Consider the following 21,707-nt stretch of genomic DNA (forward strand, 5'->3'; position numbering starts at 1 on the left):
TCGGGCCAGAGCCTATCCGCCAATCCTTTCGGAAATCCAAAGCAAAGGGCCGCCCCGGCATTCCGGAACGGCCTTGCTTTGTCGTAGGGTGATAGAGCGGGGGTCAGATATCGTCGCCCAGCGCGCCCTTTACCTTGCCGACGAACTGCTGCACCTTGCCTTTCCCTTCCTGCTCCGCACCTTCCGCGCGGGTTTCGGGGTCGTTGCTCTTCTGCTTCAGCTTGCCGGCAGCTTCGTTGACATTGCCTTTGATCTTGTCAGTCAGTTCACCCATGATACGTCTCCTTCACGTGTCAGCTCGAACAGGTTGCATGAGCGCAAACCATTCGGATATCACGTAAAATCAACGGGCGAGGCTCGACTTTGTTCCGCGCTGCAAAACGCCTCGGCGCATCGTTACACCGTTCGTCGTATTTAACCGTCAGATCAGTCCCGCCAGCGGGCTGGACGGGTCGGCATAGCGCCGCTTGCCCATCCGCCCCGCCAGATAGGAAAGCCGTCCGCTTTCAATCGCCAGCTTCATGGCGCGCGCCATCATGATCGGGTTCTTTGCTTCGGCAATCGCGGTGTTCATCAGCACCCCGTCACAGCCAAGCTCCATCGCGCGCGACGCATCCGATGCACTGCCGACGCCCGCATCGACCAGCACAGGCACGCTCGCGCCCTCGACGATCAGGCGGATCGTCACTTCGTTCTGGATACCAAGGCCGGACCCGATCGGCGCGCCCAGCGGCATGATCGCCACCGCGCCTGCATCCTCCAGCCGCTTCGCCGCAATCGGATCGTCGACGCAATAGACCATCGGCTTGAAGCCTTCCTTCGCCAGCACCTCGGTCGCGCGCAGCGTTTCGACCATGTCGGGATAGAGCGTGCGCGCCTCCCCCAGCACCTCCAGCTTGACCAGGTCCCAGCCACCCGCCTCTCGCGCCAGCCGCAACGTGCGGATCGCGTCCTCTGCGGTGAAGCATCCGGCGGTGTTGGGCAGGTACATGACCTTTTTCGGGTCGATATAGTCGGTCAGCATCGGCGCCTTCGGGTCCGACACATTAACCCGGCGCACCGCGACCGTGACGATTTCCGCCCCCGATGCTTCGAGCGCGGCGGCATTCTGTTCGAAATCCTTGTATTTGCCTGTACCGACGATCAGGCGCGAGCGAAAGCTGTGCCCCGCCACCGTCCAGCGATCCTCCTCCACCCCGGCAGCATGATCGCCGCCGCCGACGAAGTGGACGATCTCCAGCTCATCGCCATCCTCCACCTTCACACTGCCGAGCGTCGAACGCGGCACAACCTCCAGATTGCGTTCGACCGCCACCTTTTCCGGCTCCAGCCCCAGCTCACTCGCAAGCTGGGCGAGGGTCAGGCCCGCCGTGACGCGGCGATGTTCGCCATTGACCCGGATGGTGATGGTTCCGTCGTTATGCAAATCCGCTTCTCCATGCGTCCCGGCGCGGGTGCAGCAACCGCCTTCAGGATAAAGGCGTCTCGACTTCCCGCGGCCGGTGGGGGTAAGGATGGATGCGATTTAGGCGCGCAGGCGCCCGCCCGCAACCGAAAGGCACCGGCTTGGCCGACACGATTTACGTCCTCAACGGTCCCAACCTCAACCTGCTCGGCACGCGCGAACCGGAAATCTACGGCTCCGACACGCTGGACGATATTGGCGGACGGCTGGAGGATCGCGCCCGCGCGCTGAACTGCGAAATCGACATGCGCCAGTCCAATCATGAGGGGCATCTGATCGACTGGCTGCACGAGGCGCAGTCGACGAATGCAAAGGCGGTGATCCTCAATCCCGGCGGCTATACGCACACCTCGGTCGCGCTGCACGATGCCGTCGCGGCGATTACGACGCCGGTAATCGAGATTCACCTTTCCAACCCGCATGCGCGCGAAAAATTCCGCCACACCAGCTATGTAGGCCGTGCCGCACGCGGAACCATCGCGGGCTTTGGCGCGCTTTCCTATCTTCTGGCGCTTGAAGCCGCGGCCAGTCTCTGACACAGGGCCGGTTTGGATTCTTTTGAGGGATCGCATGAGCGAAGACACAAAACACAGCGGCGTAATGCAGGTCGATATCGATCTGGTGCGTCAGCTTGCCACCGTACTGGATGACACGCATCTGACCGAGATCGAGGTCGAGGACGGCGATCGCAAGGTCCGCGTCGCGCGCACCGTGACCGCAGCGCCCGCCGCATCCTATGCAGCGCCGCCGATGACCGCCGCACCGGCTGCCGCCGCGCCTGCGGCCGCTCCGGCTGCGGAGGCCCCCGCGCCTGCCGCGCCCGACCATGCCAATGCGGTCAAATCGCCGATGGTCGGCACCGCCTATCTGTCGCCCGAACCGGGTGCCAAAGCCTATGCCGAAATCGGCAAGCAGGTCGCGGCCGGCGACACGCTGCTGATCGTCGAGGCGATGAAAGTGATGAACCCGATCACCGCGCCCAATGCAGGCACGGTCAAGGCGGTTCTGGTCGAGGACGGCCAGCCGGTCGAGTTCGACCAGCCGCTCGTCGTCGTCGAGTAAGCCCGTGGCCAAAATCGAGAAGCTGCTGATCGCCAATCGCGGGGAGATTGCCCTGCGCATCCACCGCGCGTGCAAGGAAATGGGTATCCGCACCGTGGCGGTCCATTCCACCGCCGATGCCGACGCCATGCATGTGCGGCTGGCCGATGAAGCCATCTGCATCGGTCCGCCAGCCGCGGGCCAGAGCTATCTCAACATCCCGAACATCATTTCGGCGGCCGAAATCTCCGGCGCGGACGCGATCCACCCCGGCTATGGTTTCCTGTCGGAAAACGCCAAGTTCGCGGAAATCGTCGAAAGCCACGGCATCATCTTCGTCGGCCCCAAGCCGGAGCATATCCGCATCATGGGCGACAAGGTGGAGGCGAAGCGCACTGCCGGTGCGCTCGGCCTGCCGCTGGTGCCCGGTTCCGACGGCGCGATCAGCGACCTGGAAGAAGCGAAGAAGCTGGCAGCCGATGTCGGCTATCCGGTGCTGATCAAGGCGGCATCGGGCGGCGGCGGGCGCGGCATGAAGGTGGTGCCGAGCGAGGATCAGCTCGAAAGCGCGATGCAGCAGGCAGGCTCCGAGGCGAAGGCGGCGTTCGGCGACGCCACCGTCTATATGGAGAAGTATCTCGGCAATCCGCGCCATATCGAGTTTCAGGTGTTCGGCGACGGAAACGGTAACGCCATCCATCTGGGCGAACGCGATTGTTCGCTGCAACGCCGTCACCAGAAGGTGCTGGAGGAAGCCACCTCCCCCGTCATTACGCCGCAGGAACGCGCACGCATGGGTGGCGTGGTCGCCAAAGCGATGGCCGATATGGGCTATCGCGGCGCGGGCACGATCGAATTTCTGTGGGAAGACGGGAAGTTCTACTTCATCGAAATGAACACCCGGCTTCAGGTCGAGCATCCGGTGACGGAGATGATTACCGGCGTCGATCTGGTGCGCGAACAGATTCGCGTCGCGGAAGGAATGCCGCTGTCGGTCGCGCAGGACGAGATCGAATTTCGCGGCCATGCCATCGAATGCCGCATCAACGCCGAAGACCCGAAAACTTTCGCGCCGTCGCCCGGCCAGATCACCTATTATCACGCGCCGGGCGGTATGCATGTCCGCGTCGACAGCGGCATCTATGCCGGGTATCGCATCCCGCCTTATTATGATTCGATGATCGCCAAGCTGATCGTGTTCGGGCGCACGCGCGAAGGCTGCATCATGCGGCTGCGCCGCGCGCTCGACGAATTTGTCGTGGAAGGCGTGAAGACCACCGTTCCGCTGCATCAGGCATTGCTCGACCAGCCCGATTTCCTGTCGGGCAACTATACGATCAAATGGCTGGAGGAATGGCTGGCAAGCCAGGACTGACCCCATGATACGTGCCCTGTTGCCGGTGATCGCGCTGGGAGCAGTTGCTCCCGCCGCATCGCCGGCACAGGCGCTTGCCGGGCGCTATTACCGGCAATTTTCCGACAAGCTGGTCGGCGGTCCCTATTACCGTGGCGAGGATATCGTCGAAATCGTGCCCGTCGCCGCCGATGCCGCCTATTTCCGCATTCATCTCGATTACGCCAATGGCCATGTCTGCGGCATTTACGGCGTTGCGCAGGCAACCGGCGACCGGCTCGTCTATCGCGATCCGGCACATTGGGGATCGAACCGGTCGTGCCGCCTCACCATCCGGCGCGACGGCAAGCGTTTGCGCATCGACGACGGCGAGCAAAGCTGTTCCGCCTATTGCGGGGCGCGCGGCACGCTGAGCGAGGTCAGCCTGCCCTTCGCCAGTCGCCGGAAAATCCGTTATATGAAGCGATTAAAGGCTTCGCACGAATACCGGGTTTCGCTGGCCGAATGGCGTACAGGAAAGCCCAAAATGGACTTTTGGAAAGCCTCTTAGGAACTGGATCCCGTCTTCGCAAAGCCAAGATCAGCAGCGTTCAACAACTTCCTTTTATTTGTCCGGAATTGAGTTATGATCGCCGGATAAAAATAAAGGGGAGAGTTCATGCCACTCAACACTTCCGAGCTGACGCTGATCGAACAACGCGTCACCAATGACGGGCCAAGCACGCCGGTTGCCTATCTACTCTGGTTCTTTCTGGGACTCCTCAGTGCGCACCGCTTCTATTTGGGGCGTCCCGCTTCAGCGATCCTGCAAATTCTATCCTATTTCGTTCTGATCGGCTTTTTCTGGCTGCTACTCGATCTGTTGCTGATCCCCGACATGGTTCGCCAGAAACGCGATGTGATGCGACAGCGGCTGACGACCGAAATGGAAGGCGGTCAGCAACTCGCTTTCGCCTGAATTTTGCACGGGGCCGGCGGCGCTCGCGACAGCGCCGCCACGCAACCTTGTCGCCGGAACCGCGTTGCACCCGCCATGTCGCCTCGCTATCGACATAGTGGAAAATACCCGGTGAGCAGGCGCTGCGCGTTCCTGCTTCCTGCCCGGAACACGCGGAAAAAGGAGCGCCCATGGCATTGATCGCGGATATCAGGGCGCTCGACAAATCACAGAAAAGCGCGATCTGGGCGAGCTATCTGGGCTGGACGCTGGATGCCTTCGACTTCTTTCTGATGGTGTTCATGCTCCACGCCATCGCCAGCGAATTCGGCGACAGCGTGGAAAAAGTTTCGTTCGCGGTGGCCGCGACGCTGGCGGCGCGTCCCTTCGGCGCCCTGTTCTTCGGCTATCTGGCCGACCGGTTCGGCAGGCGGCCGATCCTGATGCTGGACATCACGCTGTTCTCGCTGTTCGAACTGGCGTCCGCCTTCGCCCCCGATTTTACCGTGCTGCTGATCCTGCGCATCCTGTTCGGTTTCGCGATGGGCGGCGAATGGGGCATCGGCGCCAGTCTGGTGATGGAATCGATTCCGAAGAAACTGCGCGGGCCGGTGTCCGGGCTGCTGCAAAGCGGCTATCCGTCGGGCTATCTTTTCGCCAGTCTGGTCTTTTACCTGCTGTTCGACACGATCGGCTGGCGCGGCATGTTCATGGTCGGCATCCTGCCCGCCATTCTGGTCATCCTGATCCGCATGCATGTCGAGGAAAGCCCGGCGTTCGAGGCCCGCAAGGACGGGCCAAAGGTCAACCCGGTGCGCGAACTGTTCCGCCACTGGAAAACCGCGCTTTACATGATCGTGCTGATGACCGCGTTCAATTTCTTCAGCCACGGCACGCAGGATCTCTATCCCACATTCCTGCAGACACAGCACCATTTCAGCACACATATGACGGGTACGCTGGCGATTATCATGAATGTCGGCGCAATTATCGGCGGCATCAGTTTCGGCATCTGGTCGGAAACCATCGGACGCAAGCGCGCGATTATCGTTGCGGCGCTACTGGCGCTACCCTTCATTCCGCTCTGGGCTTTTTCCGCGACCCCGCTGCTGCTGGGGCTGGGCGCGTTTCTGGTGCAGATCGCGGTGCAGGGGGCATGGGGTATCGTGCCGGTACACCTCAATGAACTGTCCCCCGGCCTGATCCGCGGCATGTTTCCCGGCTTTGCCTATCAGGCGGGTAATCTGATCGCGTCGATCAATGCGCCGATGCAGGCCGATATCGCCAAATCCTTCGGCGGCAATTACGGCGTGGCGCTGGCGATCGTCGCTGGCGTGATGGCGATCCTCATCGCGATATGGACAGGGATTGGCCCCGAACGCACCGATGTCGATTTCACAGAGCAGGCGCGTGCGATCCGGACATAGGCCCCCGGTTGCCCGCCCTCGCGCTTCTCATCTGCGACGCCGCAATCGATGGTGGCCGCACCTGCCGCGATGGGCATGGGTACTGATCGTGGCGGTCGTGCTGATCGCGGGATATTTCGGCTATCGCTACTGGACCGCGCCACAAAACACGCAACCAAACCCCTATGACCAGGCGATGTTGGTACAGGCGGCCAGGCAACGGTTTCGCCGCGACCCCAGCATTACCGACATCGTCTATGTCGCCCATCTGGACGAATGGAATGCCACCCCCGCCTTTGCCAGCGCCGATGCGAAAGACTTCGCGCACTATGTCTGTTATCAGCTTGCCGAAAGCGGCGTGGCGGGTCCGCATACGCGTGTACGGGTAATCGATGCAGACCGCCTGCGCGCTTCGAACTACGATTATAACGCCGCCAGCCGCGGCACCCTGACTTGTGGAGATGCACCCGAATGAAGGCCACTATCTGGCATAATCCGCGCTGTTCGAAATCGCGCGAAACGCTGAAACTGGTGCAGGATACGCCCGGTATCGCGGTCGAGATCATCGAATATCTGAAGACGCCGCCCAGCCGGGAAACGCTGGCAAAACTGTATCAGCGCGCCGGTATGACCCCGCGCGAAGGATTGCGTTCGAAGGAGAAACAGGCGGTCGAACTTGGGCTGAAGGACGCCGACGATGCCAAAATACTCGACGCGATGGCCGAGCATCCGATCCTGATCGAACGGCCGCTGGTCGAAACCGAAAAGGGCGTGCGGCTGGGCCGTCCGCCCGAAAAAATACGCGAAATCCTGTAGCGCGCGGCGTGTCCGACTCGTCATTGCTCACGCCCGGCCGGAATTGCTGGCGGATCGAACGCGCCGATGCCGCCAGCGTCATCGTCGATGCGGAAGACTATTTTCGCCTCGCGCGCGCGGCGATGCGAACGGCAAAGCATCAGATTCTGCTGATCGGCTGGGACTTCGACGCGCGGATAAAGCTGGTCGATGACGATACGGATGACGCCCCGACACACATAGGCAACTATATCGACTGGCTGGTGCGCCGCACGCCGGAATTACAGATCTATCTGCTGCGCTGGGATATGGGGGCGCTGAAAGCGCTGTTTCGGGGCCGCAATCTTGTCACGCTGCTGCGCTGGTGGCGGCACCGGCGCATTCACCTGAAGCTCGACCGTTTTCACCCGGCGGGTGCATCGCATCATCAAAAGATCGTCGTTATCGACGACTGCATCGCTTTTTGCGGCGGCATCGACATGACCGTCGACCGCTGGGACACGCGCGGGCATCTGGATGACGATCCGCGCCGGACGGAGCCGAACGGTGCGCCTTATGCCCCCTGGCACGATGCCACCACCGCGCTGAGCGGGCCGGTCGCCGCCGCCCTGGGCGAATTGTGTCGCGACCGGTGGCACCGTGCCGGGGGTCGGCACATCGCTGCCCCGCCGGAAACCGCAGCGTGCTGGCCCGACGGCCTCGACCGGCAGTTTACCGATTGCTCGATTGCGATTTCACGCACCTATCCGGCAATGACCGACCAGCCGCCGGTGCATGAGATCGAGCAGCTCTATCTCGACGCGATCGAACGTGCCGAACGCTGGATCTATGCCGAAAGCCAGTATTTCGCCTCGCGCCGCATTGCCGAAGCGATTGCCCGGCGATTGCAGGAAGAAAACGGCCCGGAAATCGTCATCCTCAATCCTGTGGTCGCCGATGGCTGGCTGGAACAGGAAGCGATGGATTCAGCGCGCGCGCAATTGTTGAAGACATTGCAAAAGCTCGACACGCATAACCGCCTGCGCGTCTATCACGCCGAAACCGCGGGCGGCACGCCGATTTATATTCATGCGAAAGTCACCATTATCGACGGCAGGGTACTGCGCGTGGGATCGTCGAATTTCAACAACCGTTCGATGCGCCTCGATACCGAATGCGATGTAACGATCGACGCCGAGCATCCCGGCAACGGCCCTTGCGCCAACCGAATCGAAGCCATCGCCCATGATCTGATCGCCGAGCATCTGGGGTGTGAAGCCGCACTGGTAGCCGAGCGATTCGCGGCGACCGGTTCGCTGATCCGCACCATCGAATCGCTGCGCTCTACGGGACGGCGGATGCGCCCCTATCGCTTTCCGGAGCTGAACGAAGCGGAGCAATGGCTGGCCGACAACGAGGTGCTGGACCCCGAAAATCCGCAGGACATGTTCGAACCGATGCACAATCCCGGCCTGCTGCATCGCCTTCGTGTTCGGTTGCGCCTAGCATCGCGCAAGACACGCCGCTAAAGGCCGTGCCATGAGTGAGATCACCCCGCAGATCGTCGCCGAACACGGCCTGAGCCCCGAGGAATATGAGCGCGTCCTCGCCAGCATGGGGCGCGAACCCAATCTGACCGAACTCGGCATCTTTTCGGTCATGTGGTCGGAACATTGTTCCTATAAATCCAGCCGTATCCACCTGAAGAAGCTGCCGACCACCGGCCCGCAGGTGATTTGCGGCCCCGGCGAGAATGCGGGCGTGGTCGATATCGGCGACGGACAGGCCGCGATCTTCAAGATGGAGTCGCACAACCACCCGTCCTACATCGAACCCTATCAGGGCGCGGCGACGGGCGTCGGCGGCATCCTGCGCGACGTGTTCACCATGGGCGCGCGCCCGGTCGCGAACATGAACGCACTGCGCTTCGGACGGCCCGACCATCCGAAGATGCGCCACCTGATTTCCGGCGTGGTGCACGGCATCGGCGGGTACGGCAATTGCGTCGGCGTGCCGACCGTGGGCGGCGAGACCAATTTCCACGCCGCCTATGACGGCAATATCCTGGTCAATGCGATGACCGTCGGCGTGGCGGAAACCGCGAAGATATTCTATTCCGCCGCGTCGGGCATCGGCAATCCGATCGTCTATGTCGGTTCCAAGACGGGCCGCGACGGCATTCACGGCGCGACCATGGCCAGCGCCGATTTCGACGAGGATTCGGAAGAAAAACGTCCCACCGTTCAGGTCGGCGACCCGTTCACCGAAAAACTGCTGATCGAGGCGTGTCTGGAATTGATGGCGTCCGACGCGATCGTTGCGATTCAGGATATGGGTGCCGCCGGTCTCACCTCCTCTTCGGTCGAGATGGCGTCGAAGGGCGGTGTCGGCATCGAACTCGTCATGGATGACGTTCCCCAGCGCGAAGAGGGCATGACGCCCTATGAAATGATGCTCTCCGAATCGCAGGAGCGCATGCTGATGGTGCTGAAGCCCGGCCGGGAGGCGGAGGCAGAGGCGATTTTCCGCAAATGGGAACTGGATTTCGCCGTTATCGGCCGTGTCACCGATACCGGGCGGATGGTCCTGAAATGGCAGGGCGATACGGTGTGCGATATTCCGCTCGGCCCGCTGGCGGACGAAGCGCCCAGCTATGACCGGCCGTTCACCCGCACCACCCCGCCCGAAATGCCCGGCGACATTCCCGAATCGAGCGACATCGGGGCCGACCTGCTGAAGCTGATGGGATCGCCCGACCTGGCCAGCCGCCGCTGGATCTGGGAGCAGTATGACCACATGGTCGGCGCCGACACGGTGCAGCGCCCCGGCGGCGATGCGGCGGTGGTGCGCGTCCACGGCACCGACAAGGCGCTGGCGATCACCACCGACTGTACCCCGCGCTATTGCCATGCCGATCCGCATGAGGGCGGCAAGCAGGCGATTGCCGAGGCGTTCCGCAACCTCTCCGCGGTCGGTGCTAAGCCGCTGGCCACCACCGACTGCATGAATTTCGGCAACCCGCAACGCCCGGAAATCATGGGCCAGTTCGTCGGCTGTATCGAAGGGATGGCGGAGGCCTGCGAAGCGCTCGACATGCCGATCGTGTCAGGCAATGTCAGCCTGTATAACGAAACGAAGAATGACGACGGCAGCGGTTCGGCGATCCTGCCGACCCCGGCAATCGGCGCGATCGGGCTGATGCAGGACTGGCGCAAGAGCTGCACCATCGGCTTCAAGCAGACGGGCGACGCGATACTGGTGATCGGCGACCGGGTCGGCCATCTCGGCCAGTCGCTGTGGCTGCGCGAAGTGCATGGGCGCGAGGAAGGACCGCCGCCGCCCGTCGATCTGCGCGCCGAACGCAAGGCGGGCGATTTCGTTCGCAAGGCAATCGAAAACGGCTGCGTCACTGCCTGCCATGACGTGGCGGATGGCGGCATCGCGGTCGCGGTTGCCGAAATGGCGCTGGCATCGGGTATCGGCGCGCTGCTTAACGAGCCGCAGCCCTTCGGCGTCGCCGGTTCCTATTTCGGCGAGGATCAGGGGCTGTATGTCGTCACCCTGCGCGACGACGCGCTGCCGGGCTTCATGGCGGCGGCGGATGCGGCGGATGTCGTGGTCGACCTGCTGGGCCGGACGATCCGCGACCGCATCGTGTTCGAACTGGAAGACAGCGACGCGGTGATCCCGCTCGACGAACTACGCAGCGTGCATGAAGGCTTTTTCGCAGAGCTGATGGGCGGCAGCGACGGCGTCCTCGCCTGACCGGACGAATCGCGTCGGTTTGACCCGGCTCAAACCGCGCTGGTCAACATCGTGTCACAGCATCCTGCATCGGGGCGTTCGCTCCGGGTGCGGGAGATGCGACGATGCACGATGTCCTGATCGTAGGGGGTGGACCGGCAGGGTTGGCCTTTGCCCGATCGCTAGCCGGAACCGGGCTGGACATTGCGATTATCGAGCGCCAGTCCCACGCAGCGCTGGCCGACCCCGCCCCGGACGGGCGGGAAATTGCGCTGACGCACCGGTCGGTTGCGACGCTGAAGCAACTTGGTGCCTGGTCGCTGATCGCGCCGGAAGAGGTTGCGCCCCTGCGCGAGGCGAAGGTTTATAATGGGCGGTCGCGCTTTGCCCTGTCGTTCGATCCGAAGGGCGGTAGCGAAGCCGAACTGGGCTATCTGGTGCCCAACCACTATATCCGCCGCGCGCTGTTCACAGCGGTGGAAGAACAGCCGAAACTGCATTTCTATACCGAAACAGCAATGCGTTCCGTCCGAACCGGCCGCGATCACGCACAGGTGATGCTGACCGATGGGCGAACGTTGCGGGCACGCCTGCTGGTCGCCGCCGATTCACGCTTTTCCGCCGTACGAGATCAGCTTGGTATCGCGGCGGAGATCAATCGGCTGGGCAAATCGATGCTGGTGTGCCGGGTCGAACACCCGCTCGATCATCACGGCATCGCGACCGAATGGTTCGGCTATGACCAGACCATCGCCATGCTGCCGCTCAACGGCCGGATGTCTTCTGCCGTACTGACGCTGCCGACGGCACAGATCGAACGACTGATGGCCGCGGATAGCGGAACGCTGAGCGAAGAACTGACGCAGCGATTCGAAGGACGGCTGGGCGCGATGCGCGTCGTCGGGGAACCCCATGCTTATCCGCTGGCAACCACCTGGTCGCACCATTTCGCGGCGGAGCGGGCCGCGCTGATCGGCGATGCAGCGGTGGGAATGCACCCCGTGACCGCACATGGATTCAATCTGGGCCTGCAAAGTCAGGCGGTACTCGCCGGTCTGATTGTACGCGCAGCGGCGCATGGCCGCGACATTGCCGCACCCATGCTGCTGCGCCGCTATGAAATGCGGCACCGGCTGGCGAGCCGTCCGCTCTATACCGCCACCAACATGCTGGTCGGTCTCTATACCGATCACCACCCTGCCGCGCGACTGGTGCGCCGCCGGGTATTGCGCGCGGGCGCGCACCTGCCCTTCGTTCGCAACACCGTCAGCCGCATGTTGATGCAACCGGGGCGCGCGCCACGCCTGTCCCGCCCCAATCCCGGAAGAGAATTGTCATGAGCACCGCTTTTGCCGAAATTCCCGCCCTGTCCATGTACGACCGGATCGGTGGTGAAGAAGGTGTGCGAACGCTGGTCGAGCGATTTTACGACCTGATGGCGCTCGATCCCGCCTATACCGCATTGCGGGCCATTCACGCCCCCGACCTGTTCCCCACGCGGGTCGCGCTGACGCGCTTTCTATGCGGCTGGCTGGGCGGCCCGCGCGACTGGTTCGATCAGCGACAGGGCACCTGCATCATGTCGATGCATCGCGCGATGCAGTTTGATGCGCCGCTGGCCGCCCAATGGGTCGATGCAATGCGCCGCGCGATGATCGATACCCGCGTCGACCGCGATCTGGCGCGACAGATGCTTGGCGCGTTCATCCGCATGTCCGGCGCGATGATCAACCGCGAGGAACGCTAGGACGGATCGGAGACGTGTCGGCGGCGCTATGCTAGCCTGCGCGCATGCAACCCCATCCCACCCTGCCCTGGCGCCCCTATCCCGCAATGACCGACGCCGAACGGCTGACGGCGGCCGAACGCTTTTACGAAACCATGGCGACGCGGCGGACGTGCCGGGCATTTGCCGATACGCCGGTGCCGCGCGCGATCATCGAAACGGCAATCCGCACCGCCGGGACCGCGCCCAGCGGTGCCAATCATCAGCCCTGGTATTTCGCGGTGGTCGCCTCTGCCGATAAAAAGCGGGCGATCCGCGAAGGAGCGGAAGCCGAAGAACGCGCCTTTTACGAAGGCAAGGCGGGGCAGGAATGGCTGGAGTCGCTCGCACCGCTCGGCACCGATGCGGACAAGGGATATCTGGAAATCGCACCCTGGCTGATCGTCATTTTCGAGCAGCGCCGCGGTGGTCCCGAACCGGGTGACGACCGACAGAATTATTATGTTACCGAAAGCGTCGGGCTGGCGACCGGCTTGCTGCTCGCTTCCCTGCATCAGGCCGGGCTGGCGACACTCACCCATACGCCCAACCCGATGAAGTTCCTCAATACGCTGTGCGAACGTCCGGCGACAGAAAAGCCCGTGATGATCGTGGTGGCGGGTCATCCTGCAACCGATGCAACCATCCCCGTGCACGCCACGCTGCGCAAACCGCTCGACGCGATCACAAGCTGGCTGTAGCACCGCCGCAATAGATCGACGCATCGGCGATCGTCGGTTTGGGGGAACGGGCATGGCAACCCTGCCAGAGCGAATCGGAACGCTGGACACCATTCGCGGAGTCGCGGTGCTGGGCATCCTGTTGCTCAACATCGTCGCCTTTGCGATGCCGCAGACCGCCTATATGAACCCGCGCGCCTATGGCGGCTGGCATGGCGCCGACCTTGCTGCTTATCTGATCAACTTCGTGCTGTTCGACGGCAAGATGCGGGGATTATTCTCCTTTCTGTTCGGCGCATCGATGCTGATGGTCATCGAACGTGCCGAACTGAGCGGCCAGTCGCCCGCGCGCGTGCATTTTTCGCGCATGATCTGGTTGCTGATATTCGGCCTGATCCACCTGTGGCTGATCTGGTGGGGCGATATTCTGACGCTCTATGCGATGGTCGGCATGATCGCCTGGGCATTTCGCAACAAGGACGCGCACAGCCTGATCGGCCACGGCATTCTGCTGCTCTGTTTCCAATGGCTGCTGATGATTCTGATGCCGATCGGAATGCATGCCACCGAACTGGCCGCCGCGCGACCGGACGCGACCGCCGATGCGCGTCACGGGCTGGAACAGTTGCAGCAGGGGTTCGGCGTGCCGTCGGCGCAATGGATTGCCGGGCAACTGGCGCTGATGCGTGGCGGCTATTGGGGCATTCTGAGCGACCGGCTGGCCAACAATATCACCACGCCGCTCAACAGCCTGTTGTTCGTCGGCGCGGAAACGCTTGCCTATATGCTGTTCGGCATGGCGGCCCTGAAAAGCGGCTTCCTGACCGGCGCATGGGAACGACGGCGCTACTGGCGCTGGGTGGCGGTCGGCTTCGGGATCGGAGTCCCGGTCTATGCTGCGCTGGGCGCATGGATGGTCGCGCAGCAGTTCAGCATGATGTCGGTGGCCATTGCGGTGATGGCGGCCAGCGTTCCCGTCCGCTCCGTGATGATCGTCGGCTGGGCGGCGCTCATCATACTTGCCCTGCGCCCCGGTGGTGCCCTGACGCAGCGGCTCGCGGCTGCCGGGCGGATGGCGTTCAGCAATTATCTCGGTACCAGCCTGATCTGCACGACATTGTTTTACGGCTATGGCTTCGGCTGGTTCGGCTATTGGTCGCGCGCGCAGATTTACGGGGTGGTGCTGGCGGTCTGGGTGCTGATCCTGCTGTGGTCGAAACCCTGGCTGGAACATTTTCGCTACGGCCCGCTCGAATGGCTGTGGCGCAGCCTTGCCCGACGGCAATGGCAACCGATGCGCGGCGGAGCCCTGTCAGCCACTCAAAAAGTTGCGACTGACACGCAATAACTATTGCAAACGGTTCTCATTATCTCCATAAACGCTGTCGAGGAGAGCGTTTATGGTCGTTTGCGTGTGCAATGCTATTCGCGAGGAACAGGTCCGCGATGCGGCTCGCAACGGCGCACGCAGCGCTTGCCAGGCCTATCGCGCGCTGGGGCGTCAGGCCAAATGCGGTCAGTGCACACCGTTTGCGCGTGAAATCATCGCCCGGGAACACAGCGCCGCCTGAACCGTCGCCCACAGACGGTCAGACGGTGCATAGCATCCTTATTGCTGGTTGGTCACCGCCTGATTGTCGGCGGGTTTGTGCGCGGAAATCGTCGGCACGCTGATCGTCTTGTTGACGGTGCCGACATCGACGGTTCCGGTTTCCATCTGATAAGCAGGCGCCTGAGCGGGCCGGGTCTGGGTGATGTTGATCCAGCCGACCGAAACGAGAATGATAAAGATAATGATCGCCAGTCCGATCAGCACCAGCAGGCCGCGCATAGGTCTCTCCCTTTTGAAACGATAGCGTAATAACGTACCATCCGCACAGGAAGTTGCACGGCCGATAGCAGAATCGGTTGACGCAACGCCGCTTAGCCGGTATCGGCGCGGACTTTCCGGAAACTTCCGAAACCAGGATTGATAGCCATGTCGCGCATTTGCGAGCTGACCGGCAAGGGCCGGCAGGTGGGACACAATGTTTCCCACGCCAATAACAAGACCAAGCGTACCTTTCTGCCCAACCTGCAGAATGTGACGCTGATCTCCGAAGCGCTGGAGCGTTCGGTGCGCCTGCGCGTGTCGACCCACGGCCTGCGCTCGGTTGAACATGTCGGCGGTCTCGACAACTGGCTGCTGAAGACCCGCGACGACGACCTGTCGCTGCGCGCCCGCCGCCTGAAGCGCGAAATTCGTAAGAAACTGGCCGACAGCGCCGCCGCCTGATTTCAATTCGCTGCCGCCTTCACGGGCGGCAGATCGATACGGAATTTGAGCAGCAGCGTTCGTTCGAACCAGCTTTGATTGTCGTCGGACACGATCCACAGGATCGTGCCGGCGCTTTCGTGCGTCAGCGCGATTCCTTCGAAATTGTCGTGGATCAACGGCGCGGCCAGCGTGGCGAGTTCCCTGCCGCGTACCGTGGCACCGGGCCGGATCGCTCCCGCCGGGATCAGGGTCAGCTTTGCCCGGAACCCTTTACGCAGGCTGAAGGAGCGGTTGAGCACCAGTACGCGCCCGTCCGCCAGCGCCAATGCGTCTGAAGGATTATATCCTCCCGCAGGCGGCATGTAGATAAAGCGAAAGCCTTGGTCGGGGGCCTTAATCGGATCGCCTGCGAAGCAGATCGCCGCGTGTCCCTTGTGATGGGGCCAGTTGCCGGTTTCCGAAAATACGACGAACCTGCCATCGGGCAAATCGGCCATCGCCTCCGGCCCGCCATTTTCGGGCCAGTCCCGCATTGCCGCGGGTTCGGCATGACCGCGAACATGCTCGAACCCGGCATCATAGCGCCAGATGGCGTTATGCTGTTCAAAGCCAACCCGGAAATCCCCGGTTCCGGGGTCGCGCACCATCGATTCGCTGTCGCGATCAATCTTCGTCCAGCCGGTCCCCGGCCCACCCGGCAGTTCCGAAAAGCGAACGTCCGTCGGTCGCCAGTCTGCTCCCATACGAAATCGCAACAAGGTGCCGAAGTCGGACAGCAGCGTGAACCGGTCAGCCTGTACATACAGCGAGGAGAACCCGCCGAATGCCGGATCGGGGTCGGTCAGATGGACACCGCCGAGATAGGTCAGCGCACCCGTCCGCTTCAGGGTCGGATCGGCAGTCGAAAGCGGAACCGGGGTTGCGCGCAATTGCGGGCGGGAGGTGAAAACGTCGCGATGCGCCTCGCCCGAATAGCACGGTACGAACAGGACAATCAGCAGGATCGACAACAGGATACGCATCGCTATCGCTGTAGGCGCTGCGGCATTCCGGTAAAACCCCGACTGAACAATAGCTGACGGCCGCGTTCAGACTGACCTAAAGCCCGGTCCTTATACTTGCACCGACCGACCGCGGCTGGCCGAGCCGCTTCGGCAAGTCCTTTCGCGTAGCGTATCGAAAGGCGGGGCCGGTCTTCTGTATGGGAGACCGGCCCTTTGCCGGTCAGTACATATGCTGGCCGCCGTTGATCGACAATGTCGACCCGGTGACGAAACCGGCATCTTCCGAGCAGAGAAATGCAACGCCGCGGGCGATCTCGCTGGCCTGTCCCAGCCGCCCGACGGGAATGCGCGCAACGATCTTTTCGAGCACTTCGGACGGCACCGCGGCCACCATATCGGTGTCGATATAGCCCGGCGCGATGGCGTTGACGGTGATGCCAAGGCGCGCGCCCTCTTGCGCCAATGCCTTGGTAAAGCCGTGAATGCCCGATTTCGCGGCGGCATAGTTGACCTGACCATATTGTCCGGCCTGCCCGTTGATCGAGCCGATATTGACGATACGCCCCCATTTACGTTCACGCATTCCGCCGAACGCAGCCTTCGCCATGTTGAAGCATCCGCCCAGATTGATGCGGATCACATCTTCCCACATGTCGCGAGTCATTTTCGACATGGTACCGTCGCGGGTCACACCGGCATTGTTGACGATGATGTCGACGGGGCCAAGCTCGGCCTCCACCTTCGCCACACCTTCCTGACAGGCGTCGAAATCGCCGACGTCCCATTTATAGCTGGCGATACCGGTTTTTTCGGTAAAAGCACGGGCGCGCTCTTCATTGCCGGCATAGTTGGCGGCAACCGTCATGCCGGCCTCTTTAAGCGCGAGGCTGATCGCCTCTCCAATACCGCGGGTTCCGCCGGTGACGATCGCTACGCGTGCCATGCATGACTCTCCTATTAGCCGGGAATTGCGAGGCTTAGGCTACGCATCCGGCAGCCAGCCCGCAAGCTCTTGTGCGAGAATTTTGCGCAGCATTTCCATGCCCGGTGCGCTGGTGTTGAGGCACGGCAGACAGGCAAAGTCGGTTCCGCCCGCTTCCATGAACGTCTCCCGCCCGCGCAGCGCGATTTCCTCCAGCGTTTCAACGCAATCGGCGGAAAAACCGGGGGTCAGCACCGCCACGCGCTTTCCCCCCTTGCCGGGAAGTGCCGCGAGCACTTTGTCGGTTGCAGGCTCGAGCCATTTGGCCCGGCCGAAGCGGGACTGAAATGCGACCACCAGTTCACGGCCCAGCGCTTCGCTCAACAGGCGTGCGGTCTTCCGGCAATGACAGTGATAGGGATCGCCCAGTTCCAGCGTCCGCTGCGGCATCCCGTGAAAGCTCGCGACAATCGTATCGGGCGTGAAGTCGAGCGCCGCCAGCCCGGCCTCCACCGATGCGCGCAATGCCTCGATATAGGCGGGATGGTCATAATAAGGCGGCAGGGTGCGGATGGCGGGTTGCCAGCGCATATCGGCCAGCGCGGCAAAGGCAGCATCGTTGGCGGTCGCCGTCGTCGCCGCGCAATATTGCGGATAGAGCGGCGCGAACAGGATACGCTCGCATCCGGCTTCCTTCATCGCGCGCAGACGGTCGCCGATTGCCGGACTACCGTAGCGCATTGCCCAGTCGACCAGCACGTCCGGCCCGAACGCGTCCTTTAACCCTCCCGCCTGTGCGCGCGTGATCGCGGCAAGCGGGGAGCCGTCCTCGCCCCAGACCTGCGCATAAGCGTGCGCGGACTTTTTGGGGCGCGTGGTCAGGATGATGCCGCGCAGGATCGGTTGCCAGGCAATCGGCGGAATCTCGACGACACGGCGGTCGGACAGAAATTCGGCAAGATAGCGCTTCACCGCCTTCGGCTCCGGCGCGTCCGGCGTACCGAGATTGATGAGCAGCACGCCGATACGCGGTGCCGGGATCGGCGGATGATCGGCCGGACGGTTCATGAATCGTCTCCAACTGTCAGGGGCAGATCGCGCAGCCGCACGCCCGTCGCCGATTGAATGGCGTTGGCGATCGCCGGGGCGACCGGTGGCACCGCGAGTTCGCCGACACCGCCGGGGTCCGCTCCGCTTTCAATAATCTCAACCTGTATTTCCGGGCTGTCGGCAAGCGTCGGCAGGTTGAGATCGGCAAACCCTCGGGCATCCGCCAGATTGTCGGTAAAGCCGGTACTGCCCCCCAGCGCGCCGGCAACGCCGAAGATCAGCCCGCCCTCTATCTGCTGGCGGACCAGATCGGGATTGATCATCCGGCCGCAATCGACCGCCGCCACCAGTCGGTCGACCCGGATCTGCTGATCCTCATCGACGTGCGCTTCGGCCATCACCGCGATATAGGAGCCGCGAAACATGTGGCAGGCCATGCCCTGCCCGCTGCCCGCGATGCCGCCCTGCCAGGCGCCCAGCGACGCCACCGTGGTCAGGCAGCGTGCGAGCCGGGGATGACCGCCGAGCATCGAAATGCGGAACGAATGCGCCTCCACACCCGCGACATGCGCCAGTTCGTCGAGAAAGCATTCGGTGAAAAAACAGCTATAGCTGTGCGCGCCGGAACGCCATTCCCCCACGGGCACGCCGATATCCGCAGGGTGATGATCGAGCGCATAATTGGGAATGGCGTAAAAGGGCGTCGCCCCGGCCACCGCGGCATGATCGCCGATGCCGGTGCCGGGAATCGCCTGCGACAGCGCCGCCGCAACATCTCCGCCCAGCAGCCGCTTTGCCACTTCATGCCCGACCGGTGGCGCTGCGATCTTGCACAGCCAGCCCTGTATCGCACCGTCAGGGCCCAGCCGCGCGCTCATCCGGCCAAGCGCTGCCGGACGATAACGGTCGTGCAGACATTCCTCGCTGCGCGACCAGGTGAGTTGCACCGGCCGTCCGAATTTCCGGGTCAGTAACGCCGCCTGTGCCGCAGCCACGGTTTCCAGCTTCGCGCCGAACGAACCGCCCGCCATCATCGGATAGACGATCACCGCGTCCTCCGAGACATTCGCGGCCTTTGCCGCCGCCGCACGCGCCAGTCCGGGCGCCTGCGTCGGCACCCACAGCCGCAGCCGTCCGTCGGTCCAGTGCGCGGTGGCGGTCATCGGCTCTATCGCCGCGTGCAGCGCCAGCCCGACGCTGTAATCGGCGGCGACGATCTGCGCATCCCTGAACACCGGTTCCAGATTGCCGACGCTGGCCATGCGCTCGCCCTTGCCGTCGATCGCGGCTTTCAGCCCGGCGTCGATCGAATCGCTGTCGACGATCGCGCCGCGCGTTTCGAAGCGCGGCGCCAGCGCATCGAGCCCCTTGTTCGCGGCCCACCAGTTTTCCGCAACGACCGCGACCCAGTTAGCGTTTTCGACGATACTCAGGACGCCGCGAACCTTCTTCGCCGCCGCGTGATTCGAACTCAGCAGCCGGGTATCGCCCACCGGGCCCTGCCGCACCGACGCGAACACCATATCGGGCAGACGGACATCGGCAGCGAAATTGGCCGATCCGTCAACCTTTGCCGGAGTATCGAGGCGCTGCACGGAACTGCCCGACAGGCGATTCGACGTTTCCTGCCGCAGCGGAATTTCCTGCGGCAGCGACTGGTGCGCGGCATCCGCAGCCAGATCGGCAAAGCGCAGCCGGTCGTTGCCGTGGATGACGAAGCCTTCAGCCGTATTGCACGACCGCCAGTCGACCTTCCACCGCTTCGCCGCCGCCTTGCACAGCAACACACGGGCCGAGGCCCCCGCCTGCCGCAAATCGGGTTCGAACGCGCGAATCGAGGTCGACGCAGCGGTCAGCATCAGTGCGGTACGTTCCGCATGCGAGCGGCGAAAGCCTTCCGGCAGATTGGCAAAGGCATCGCGAAACAGAATGTCGGCGGCCAGCGCATTGGCGTAGAGCGCATTGAGCGGGGCAGCCTCCACCCCGACGGTACGCCAGTCCGCGCCCAGTTCGTCGGCCAGAATCTGCGGCAGCGCGGTATAGACCCCCTGTCCCAGTTCAGCCTGCGGGACCGCGACCGTCACTTCGCCGTCCTTGCCGATTTTCAGCCATGCGCCGAAGATCGTCTCACCCGGCGCAGCGGTCAGGTTGGGCATATAGTGGCGCGGCCACAGCGCATAGGCGACGATCAGGCCGACCCCGGCCCCGCCCCCGATCAGCAATTTCCGCCGGTCGATCCCGCGACCGGATGTTTGGGTATCCGCCATCGCGCCTGCTCTATCGCGCCTGTCGCCGCCATGCCAGCGCGATCATGTCGACCCGCCAGTAAAGTCTTGGGTTTGTCGCATCATGCCGGTAAGGCGGTCGCAGTTCATCCGGAGCGACCTGAAACCGTGATCCTCTCCCAAGCAGCCGCAGCGGCCGGCCATCACTATCTGCACTTTACGCAACTCGGCCTGCACCCCGTCCTCTATTCCTTCCATATTTTCGGGCATCAGCTTGATATTCGCTGGTATTCGCTCGCTTATATCACCGGCATCCTGCTTGGCTGGTGGTATCTGATGAAGCTGCTGGCTCAGCCGGGTGCGCCGATGGCACGGCGCCATGCCGACGATCTGGTCTTTTATGCGACCATCGGGATCATTCTGGGCGGGCGGATCGGCTATATCCTGTTCTACGCGCCGGAAATGATCCTCCATCCGCTGCAGATGTTCCGGCTGTGGGACGGCGGCATGTCGTTCCATGGCGGTGCGGCGGGCGTCAGCATCGCGATCATCTATCTCGCGCGCAAGAACGGACTGAACTGGCTGCGCATTCACGATTACGTCGCCTGCTGCGCGCCGTTCGGCCTGTTTTTCGGGCGTATCGCCAATTTCATCAACGGTGAGCTGTGGGGCCGCCCGACCACGGTCCCCTGGGCGATCATCTTTCCCAACACCGTTGCCTTCGGTCCTAATCCGCCGCGCCATCCCAGCCAGTTGTATGAGGCGGGGCTGGAAGGGCTGTTGCTGTTCGCGATTCTGTGGTTCCTCTTCTGGCGGACCAAGGCGCGGTATCAGCCCGGCAAGCTGGTCGGCGCATTCCTGCTCGGCTATGGCTGTGCGCGCTATTTTGTCGAATTTTTCCGTCAGGCGGATGAACAGTATCTCAACAACCCCATTCTCGGCACGCCGGGAACGCATATGGGCCAGTTGCTGACGATTCCGATGATTATCGGCGGCATTTACCTGATCCGCACCGCGAAGGGGCGGCAGGAACGCGCCGGTATCAAGATCAGCGAGACCGACGCCGCCGAGGCATGAACCACC

The 21,707-nt window shown here is 62.8% G+C and carries 24 protein-coding genes; 17 read left to right on the forward strand and 7 right to left on the reverse strand.

Annotated features, from left to right (window positions below; genetic code table 11):
• Positions 1 to 103: 103 nt before the first annotated feature.
• Together FHR23_RS03435 and thiS are read right to left on the reverse strand one after the other, a co-directional pair.
• A complete protein-coding gene (locus tag FHR23_RS03435; RefSeq protein WP_184001503.1) occupies positions 104 to 274 on the reverse strand; it encodes a CsbD family protein in 171 nt (56 codons plus the stop codon).
• Positions 275 to 421: 147 nt separating this feature from the next.
• Positions 422 to 1,426: a sulfur carrier protein ThiS gene (gene thiS, locus FHR23_RS03440; RefSeq protein WP_184001504.1), complete on the reverse strand. Its 1,005-nt coding sequence runs from the start codon at positions 1,424 to 1,426 to the stop codon at positions 422 to 424.
• A 140-nt stretch (positions 1,427 to 1,566) separates the two neighbouring features.
• Here thiS and aroQ point away from each other — a divergent pair, with 140 nt between their 5' ends.
• The 15 genes from aroQ to FHR23_RS03515 all read left to right on the forward strand — a co-directional run bounded on the left by aroQ (position 1,567) and on the right by FHR23_RS03515 (position 14,737).
• Positions 1,567 to 2,001 (forward strand): type II 3-dehydroquinate dehydratase, encoded by a 435-nt coding sequence (gene aroQ / locus FHR23_RS03445; protein ID WP_184001505.1) that lies wholly within the window; start codon positions 1,567 to 1,569, stop codon positions 1,999 to 2,001.
• 34 nt (positions 2,002 to 2,035) lie between these two features.
• A complete protein-coding gene (gene accB / locus FHR23_RS03450) occupies positions 2,036 to 2,527 on the forward strand; it encodes an acetyl-CoA carboxylase biotin carboxyl carrier protein (protein ID WP_184001506.1) in 492 nt (163 codons plus the stop codon).
• A 4-nt stretch (positions 2,528 to 2,531) separates the two neighbouring features.
• The gene (gene accC, locus FHR23_RS03455; protein ID WP_343042967.1) at positions 2,532 to 3,881 is read left to right on the forward strand and encodes an acetyl-CoA carboxylase biotin carboxylase subunit; all 1,350 of its coding nucleotides are present in this window, start codon (positions 2,532 to 2,534) and stop codon (positions 3,879 to 3,881) included.
• Positions 3,882 to 3,885: 4 nt separating this feature from the next.
• Positions 3,886 to 4,410, forward strand: coding sequence for a hypothetical protein (locus FHR23_RS03460; RefSeq protein ID WP_184001508.1), 525 nt, complete (start codon positions 3,886 to 3,888; stop codon positions 4,408 to 4,410).
• 108 nt (positions 4,411 to 4,518) lie between these two features.
• The gene (locus tag FHR23_RS03465) at positions 4,519 to 4,818 is read left to right on the forward strand and encodes a TM2 domain-containing protein (RefSeq protein ID WP_184001509.1); all 300 of its coding nucleotides are present in this window, start codon (positions 4,519 to 4,521) and stop codon (positions 4,816 to 4,818) included.
• Between the two features lie 170 nt (positions 4,819 to 4,988).
• Complete coding sequence (locus tag FHR23_RS03470) at positions 4,989 to 6,224, forward strand: MFS transporter (protein WP_184001510.1); 1,236 nt, start codon at positions 4,989 to 4,991, stop codon at positions 6,222 to 6,224.
• A gap of 88 nt (positions 6,225 to 6,312) precedes the next feature.
• The gene (locus FHR23_RS03475) at positions 6,313 to 6,678 is read left to right on the forward strand and encodes a hypothetical protein (protein ID WP_184001511.1); all 366 of its coding nucleotides are present in this window, start codon (positions 6,313 to 6,315) and stop codon (positions 6,676 to 6,678) included.
• Entirely contained in the window at positions 6,675 to 7,019 is a 345-nt protein-coding gene (arsC, locus tag FHR23_RS03480; protein ID WP_184001512.1) for an arsenate reductase (glutaredoxin), read from the forward strand. Before FHR23_RS03475 ends, arsC begins: the two co-directional genes overlap by 4 nt.
• A gap of 8 nt (positions 7,020 to 7,027) precedes the next feature.
• Positions 7,028 to 8,506: a phospholipase D-like domain-containing protein gene (locus tag FHR23_RS03485; RefSeq protein ID WP_184001513.1), complete on the forward strand. Its 1,479-nt coding sequence runs from the start codon at positions 7,028 to 7,030 to the stop codon at positions 8,504 to 8,506.
• Positions 8,507 to 8,516: 10 nt separating this feature from the next.
• Complete coding sequence (gene purL / locus FHR23_RS03490; RefSeq protein WP_184001514.1) at positions 8,517 to 10,742, forward strand: phosphoribosylformylglycinamidine synthase subunit PurL; 2,226 nt, start codon at positions 8,517 to 8,519, stop codon at positions 10,740 to 10,742.
• 104 nt (positions 10,743 to 10,846) lie between these two features.
• Entirely contained in the window at positions 10,847 to 12,061 is a 1,215-nt protein-coding gene (ubiM, locus tag FHR23_RS03495; protein ID WP_184001515.1) for a 5-demethoxyubiquinol-8 5-hydroxylase UbiM, read from the forward strand.
• Complete coding sequence (locus FHR23_RS03500; RefSeq protein ID WP_184001516.1) at positions 12,058 to 12,468, forward strand: group II truncated hemoglobin; 411 nt, start codon at positions 12,058 to 12,060, stop codon at positions 12,466 to 12,468. The genes ubiM and FHR23_RS03500 overlap by 4 nt, the downstream gene beginning before the upstream one ends.
• A gap of 44 nt (positions 12,469 to 12,512) precedes the next feature.
• The gene (locus FHR23_RS03505; protein WP_184001517.1) at positions 12,513 to 13,187 is read left to right on the forward strand and encodes a nitroreductase family protein; all 675 of its coding nucleotides are present in this window, start codon (positions 12,513 to 12,515) and stop codon (positions 13,185 to 13,187) included.
• 52 nt (positions 13,188 to 13,239) lie between these two features.
• Entirely contained in the window at positions 13,240 to 14,514 is a 1,275-nt protein-coding gene (locus FHR23_RS03510) for a DUF418 domain-containing protein (RefSeq protein ID WP_184001518.1), read from the forward strand.
• 52 nt (positions 14,515 to 14,566) lie between these two features.
• Complete coding sequence (locus FHR23_RS03515; RefSeq protein WP_184001519.1) at positions 14,567 to 14,737, forward strand: (2Fe-2S)-binding protein; 171 nt, start codon at positions 14,567 to 14,569, stop codon at positions 14,735 to 14,737.
• Between the two features lie 38 nt (positions 14,738 to 14,775).
• Here FHR23_RS03515 and FHR23_RS03520 read toward each other — a convergent pair whose 3' ends face one another.
• Positions 14,776 to 14,997 (reverse strand): hypothetical protein, encoded by a 222-nt coding sequence (locus FHR23_RS03520; RefSeq protein ID WP_184001520.1) that lies wholly within the window; start codon positions 14,995 to 14,997, stop codon positions 14,776 to 14,778.
• A 147-nt stretch (positions 14,998 to 15,144) separates the two neighbouring features.
• Here FHR23_RS03520 and rpmB point away from each other — a divergent pair, with 147 nt between their 5' ends.
• A complete protein-coding gene (rpmB, locus tag FHR23_RS03525) occupies positions 15,145 to 15,441 on the forward strand; it encodes a 50S ribosomal protein L28 (RefSeq protein ID WP_184001521.1) in 297 nt (98 codons plus the stop codon).
• 2 nt (positions 15,442 to 15,443) lie between these two features.
• Here the strand turns inward: rpmB and FHR23_RS03530 are convergent, their stop codons facing one another.
• The 4 genes from FHR23_RS03530 to FHR23_RS03545 form a co-directional block, all read right to left on the reverse strand.
• Positions 15,444 to 16,445: an esterase-like activity of phytase family protein gene (locus FHR23_RS03530; RefSeq protein ID WP_184001522.1), complete on the reverse strand. Its 1,002-nt coding sequence runs from the start codon at positions 16,443 to 16,445 to the stop codon at positions 15,444 to 15,446.
• 202 nt (positions 16,446 to 16,647) lie between these two features.
• Complete coding sequence (phbB, locus tag FHR23_RS03535) at positions 16,648 to 17,370, reverse strand: acetoacetyl-CoA reductase (protein ID WP_184001523.1); 723 nt, start codon at positions 17,368 to 17,370, stop codon at positions 16,648 to 16,650.
• Between the two features lie 39 nt (positions 17,371 to 17,409).
• Positions 17,410 to 18,417 (reverse strand): ferrochelatase, encoded by a 1,008-nt coding sequence (gene hemH / locus FHR23_RS03540; protein WP_184001524.1) that lies wholly within the window; start codon positions 18,415 to 18,417, stop codon positions 17,410 to 17,412.
• Complete coding sequence (locus tag FHR23_RS03545; RefSeq protein WP_184001525.1) at positions 18,414 to 20,666, reverse strand: xanthine dehydrogenase family protein molybdopterin-binding subunit; 2,253 nt, start codon at positions 20,664 to 20,666, stop codon at positions 18,414 to 18,416. The genes hemH and FHR23_RS03545 overlap by 4 nt, the downstream gene beginning before the upstream one ends.
• Positions 20,667 to 20,792: 126 nt before the next feature.
• On the opposite strand from FHR23_RS03545, the gene lgt reads away from it, so the two are divergent.
• Positions 20,793 to 21,701 (forward strand): prolipoprotein diacylglyceryl transferase, encoded by a 909-nt coding sequence (lgt, locus tag FHR23_RS03550; RefSeq protein WP_343042970.1) that lies wholly within the window; start codon positions 20,793 to 20,795, stop codon positions 21,699 to 21,701.
• Positions 21,702 to 21,707 lie beyond the last annotated feature (6 nt).

Source organism: Stakelama sediminis (assembly GCF_014199335.1).
GTDB lineage: Bacteria > Pseudomonadota > Alphaproteobacteria > Sphingomonadales > Sphingomonadaceae > Sphingomonas > Sphingomonas sediminis.

What these genes read in the sequence shown, in the direction of transcription:
- FHR23_RS03520 (WP_184001520.1), bottom strand. Translation starts at nt 14,997, where the DNA reads ATGCGCGGCCTGCTGGTGCTGATCGGACTGGCGATCATTATCTTTATC.
- FHR23_RS03500 (WP_184001516.1), top strand. Translation starts at nt 12,058, where the DNA reads ATGAGCACCGCTTTTGCCGAAATTCCCGCCCTGTCCATGTACGACCGG.
- FHR23_RS03530 (WP_184001522.1), bottom strand. Translation starts at nt 16,445, where the DNA reads ATGCGTATCCTGTTGTCGATCCTGCTGATTGTCCTGTTCGTACCGTGC.
- FHR23_RS03515 (WP_184001519.1), top strand. Translation starts at nt 14,567, where the DNA reads ATGGTCGTTTGCGTGTGCAATGCTATTCGCGAGGAACAGGTCCGCGAT.
- FHR23_RS03460 (WP_184001508.1), top strand. Translation starts at nt 3,886, where the DNA reads ATGATACGTGCCCTGTTGCCGGTGATCGCGCTGGGAGCAGTTGCTCCC.
- FHR23_RS03470 (WP_184001510.1), top strand. Translation starts at nt 4,989, where the DNA reads ATGGCATTGATCGCGGATATCAGGGCGCTCGACAAATCACAGAAAAGC.
- FHR23_RS03465 (WP_184001509.1), top strand. Translation starts at nt 4,519, where the DNA reads ATGCCACTCAACACTTCCGAGCTGACGCTGATCGAACAACGCGTCACC.
- purL (WP_184001514.1), top strand. Translation starts at nt 8,517, where the DNA reads ATGAGTGAGATCACCCCGCAGATCGTCGCCGAACACGGCCTGAGCCCC.
- rpmB (WP_184001521.1), top strand. Translation starts at nt 15,145, where the DNA reads ATGTCGCGCATTTGCGAGCTGACCGGCAAGGGCCGGCAGGTGGGACAC.
- phbB (WP_184001523.1), bottom strand. Translation starts at nt 17,370, where the DNA reads ATGGCACGCGTAGCGATCGTCACCGGCGGAACCCGCGGTATTGGAGAG.
- ubiM (WP_184001515.1), top strand. Translation starts at nt 10,847, where the DNA reads ATGCACGATGTCCTGATCGTAGGGGGTGGACCGGCAGGGTTGGCCTTT.
- arsC (WP_184001512.1), top strand. Translation starts at nt 6,675, where the DNA reads ATGAAGGCCACTATCTGGCATAATCCGCGCTGTTCGAAATCGCGCGAA.
- FHR23_RS03435 (WP_184001503.1), bottom strand. Translation starts at nt 274, where the DNA reads ATGGGTGAACTGACTGACAAGATCAAAGGCAATGTCAACGAAGCTGCC.
- accB (WP_184001506.1), top strand. Translation starts at nt 2,036, where the DNA reads ATGAGCGAAGACACAAAACACAGCGGCGTAATGCAGGTCGATATCGAT.
- hemH (WP_184001524.1), bottom strand. Translation starts at nt 18,417, where the DNA reads ATGAACCGTCCGGCCGATCATCCGCCGATCCCGGCACCGCGTATCGGC.
- FHR23_RS03505 (WP_184001517.1), top strand. Translation starts at nt 12,513, where the DNA reads ATGCAACCCCATCCCACCCTGCCCTGGCGCCCCTATCCCGCAATGACC.
- FHR23_RS03510 (WP_184001518.1), top strand. Translation starts at nt 13,240, where the DNA reads ATGGCAACCCTGCCAGAGCGAATCGGAACGCTGGACACCATTCGCGGA.
- FHR23_RS03545 (WP_184001525.1), bottom strand. Translation starts at nt 20,666, where the DNA reads ATGGCGGATACCCAAACATCCGGTCGCGGGATCGACCGGCGGAAATTG.